A 3,391-nucleotide genomic window follows, 5' to 3' on the forward strand; every position below is an offset into this window, starting at 1 on the left:
CCGCAGCTGATCGTGGGGCTCCGATACCGCCGGATGCAGGAGATGTTCGTTGCAAGCCCTATAGGGCCAGTGCCCTACGCTCTAGGAACCGCTATCTCCCGCCTTCTCTATGTCTTACCCTTAATCGTATTGGTCTTAGCCCTGCTAGTGCTAACGGGACTCCCCGTGGGGAAGCTTCCGCCAATCCTTGCGGTCCTCTCCGTGACGTGGCTCATCGGTAGCATGCTGGGGTTTACAGTAGCTACTTACGTGCGCAATCCTATGCATATTTCCGCTGTGTCCAACCTCCTGGGCCTGCTCCTCACGTTGATACCTCCGGTCTACTACCCTTTGAGCCTAGTACCAAAGAGTGTGCAGTGGCTTGCCTTACTTGTGCCCACCACTCACGCAGCCCAGTTGGTCCGGATCTACGTTGGCGCTGTGCGGGTCAAGGCTGGAAGTCTGGCCTTGAGCTGGGCCGTCCTGGGAGCATACGCTGCACTCTTTCTCCTGCTGGTAGCTACCCGGGCACGCTGGCACGAACCGTGATTGGGTACAACGGACGCACTGACACATTCAACAACAGCTAGAAAGCATGATTCGAAATCACCCCGCCTACGGGTCTTGTAAGATCATCTCGGAAAGCGAGGTGATGGATGTGGAAAAGGCAAAGACTATTCAAGTTCCAGGTCGTACTGGAAGCGCTGAAATATCACTGGCCGGGTTAGTATCCCCGGGGCAGGAAGATACTGAAAGGCGGCACTCAAGGATGGAAAATGTGAGCTAAAAATCAAGCTCAAATTCGATGGAGAGCTCATCCAGCCCCAGCTTCGTGCATGTGAGATCTATGTCGAATGAAATCAGGTCGTTCTCCCAGTAGCTCTCTACCTCGTATTCTTCGTCGTCAAGGTCGAAGGAGAGGTCAAGATCCCATCTTGTATCACCGGTCACGTAGCGCTTCATGGTGCAAGAGATCTGCTGCTTTATGAAGTCGAGACCAACCTTCCAGCCCTGGGCGTAGAAGGATACCTTCGCGGTACTGGTGGTGAGTGGCTGTGTCGCCTCGATGACGATATCAGCCTCGTACCCGCTGTCCTCCGTAGCCTCGTATTCGCCGTACCATTCATACTCACCCGCTTCGCCCTCCTCCCAGTCGAAGGAGAACTCCGCCCACACCTTATCTGCGCTGAAATCCCGGTCATAGCTCCACGCGGTAAGGTGCAGATCATCATAGGTGAATGAGAAGTCCCCGAGGGATGTCTTCCCCGTTAACAACTGCTCGCAGCTCACCTGACCATCGGTCGCTGATGGATCAATATTGATCGTCGATCTCAGGGTCCATCCCGAGAGGGGAGAGAAGGTGGCCTTCCCCTTGAAGGATGAGAAACTGAACAGCTCAGTGAACTCCGGCGTCAGTTGCACGCTGAATTCATCAGTCTCATATGAGACATCCAGCGACCATGAGAATGGGTCCCCGGCTTCGATGGTCGGGATCAACTTCACCTCCCACGGATCCTTCCGGTAGCGCCATTCCAGGCGGCAGGTGTCAAACCCATCCACATCGAACTGCAGCTTCCACTTGAGGCGATAGGGTCGTTCCTCCCAGGTGCATGAAAGCTTTGCTCTGTCCAGACCGTCCTCTTGTAATCGCAGATTTGCTGTCATTTCAGTGGTATTAGCTAGTTCCAAGTCTATGTTGAACTGCGAGGTTAGAGAGAGTGAGTTGTCGGTGAAGTCCCAGTCCAGGTCCTGCCTTAAATAACCTGACGGATTCACGGTCCAAGCACTAAAATTCACGCCGCATAGCACACACAACAGGGCGATCATGATTCCAGCCCGTTTCATTGCCCAACGATCATAGCGGGATCAACGGGCACAGACAAGCATGCAGTGCCAGTGGGAACTACCATTGAATCCTACAGGCGCCGACAATTATCCAAGGAAGTGCCGGCGCATCGCAGCTCTTGTGATAAGCTCCGAGAGAGACGGTTTCCCATCCTCGGTCCGCAAACTGGCTAGGATCGCCCCGGTGATCTCGCGGTGCTCCTCGTCGACATCGACGGGGAACGTGTTCAATGCCTCGTGGACCTCCTCCTGCGCAACGGTGGGCAGGTACTGCAGGTTCTTTTCATTGAGGTAACGGAGGCTATCCCCCATGTCTTGTTCCAGATGGGGATAGACCGAACGAACAAACGCAAGCTCTTCACGATTGAGGGCGCTGAGCCCGAGGATCTCTGGAGGCACGCCGACCGAGTAAAGGGCGGCGCAGAACTTGATCGCCCGCGGGAGGTGGACGTGTGAGTACCCGTTTAATTCCCGCGAGTAGCCGAAAAGACCGATGTGGAGCTTTCGAGCCCGCCGCGGCGGGACATAAGCCCCGATTTCGTTGACCAATGGAGCGAGGACGCGAACACTTTCCGCATAGCGCTTCGCCACTTTATCGATGATTTCCAGACATCGCGGCTCGTCGACTTCCTCCGCAGGGCCACGTGAGGCTCCATTGATCAGTTCAACGGCGCGCCGCACCTCATCTTCGGGATAGTCGTACTTGAAGGCTGACTGGATCGTGAACGTCTGAACCGACGGGTACTCGGCCAACACCTCCCGCACCCTGTCCGGTCGCAGGTTTCCGCGAAACGGGGAGGAACCCGCCCCGAGGATCGGGAGAATCTCGATCCCCATCTTCCTCTCCAGCCTTTCCAGTCGCTGGAGCGCGACCTTTTCGAGGAGGACCGCGCCGATCTGTCCGTAGTTCAGGGCCGGATCACTCCGGGCCAAGAACACCCGTTGCTGGGCTACATCCTTGTCACGGAGGTACTCCTCGACAATGCGATCCGCCTCCAAGAGCCGTTCCTTGTCTTCGAGAAGAGGGATCACCTCGATCGTATCCGGTCGGAAGTTTCCCAACCAGCGACCAACAGCGATATCGTAACAACGCTGTTTCTCCTTGCCGCCGACAAATTCCTTGTAATAGTAGTAGACCCGGTTGAGCTCTTCCGCGCTGGTCGTCATGGGAAGGATGACCTCGAAGATGGGGTAGGGAGCCGTTTCACCGTAAAACGAGCGAGCGGTATCGAACGAGCGGGGAATGCTCTCCAGTGTCTCCAGAAGTACTTTCGCTTCTAGCTTTTCTACGCGAGGGTTTGGAACACGGAGTGTGAGACGCAGGTCCTGGCCCAAGCGTTTTCTCCTGAAGAATCCCGCATAGCGCGAGAGAAGCTTCTTGACGACAAAACCATCGACTTCCTTCCCTTCGTAGTCCCACATCTGCTCCGTGCAGCCAAGGTGGGAATAGGCGTAGTAGGCCTCCCTGATTTCCGCTTCACCTTGCACCACCGGATGATCGGCGAAGAACGGCGGCTGTACGTTGTCCGGGTGCTGTGTGCTCATACATCGGGGAACATTCATCCGA

Annotated in this window: 3 protein-coding genes; 1 reads left to right on the forward strand and 2 read right to left on the reverse strand. The window is 55.8% G+C overall.

Translation table 11 applies throughout. The features are described from left to right. On the forward strand, positions 1-528 hold a 528-nt coding region (locus J7J55_07495; protein MCD6142539.1), incomplete at its 5' end, for an ABC transporter permease. Between the two features lie 234 nt (positions 529-762). Here the strand turns inward: J7J55_07495 and J7J55_07500 are convergent. Both J7J55_07500 and J7J55_07505 read right to left on the reverse strand, forming a co-directional pair. After that, positions 763-1,806, reverse strand: coding sequence for a hypothetical protein (locus tag J7J55_07500; protein MCD6142540.1), 1,044 nt, complete (start codon positions 1,804-1,806; stop codon positions 763-765). A gap of 105 nt (positions 1,807-1,911) precedes the next feature. After that, entirely contained in the window at positions 1,912-3,387 is a 1,476-nt protein-coding gene (locus J7J55_07505; protein MCD6142541.1) for a phosphoenolpyruvate carboxylase, read from the reverse strand. Positions 3,388-3,391 lie beyond the last annotated feature (4 nt).

This window comes from Candidatus Bipolaricaulota bacterium (assembly GCA_021159055.1).
Taxonomy (GTDB): Bacteria; Bipolaricaulota; Bipolaricaulia; order UBA7950; family UBA9294; genus S016-54.

Bases quoted from the DNA above. Each gene is read 5' to 3' on its own strand.
- J7J55_07500 (MCD6142540.1), bottom strand. From the start codon at position 1,806: ATGATCGCCCTGTTGTGTGTGCTATGCGGCGTGAATTTTAGTGCTTGG.
- J7J55_07505 (MCD6142541.1), bottom strand. From the start codon at position 3,387: ATGAATGTTCCCCGATGTATGAGCACACAGCACCCGGACAACGTACAG.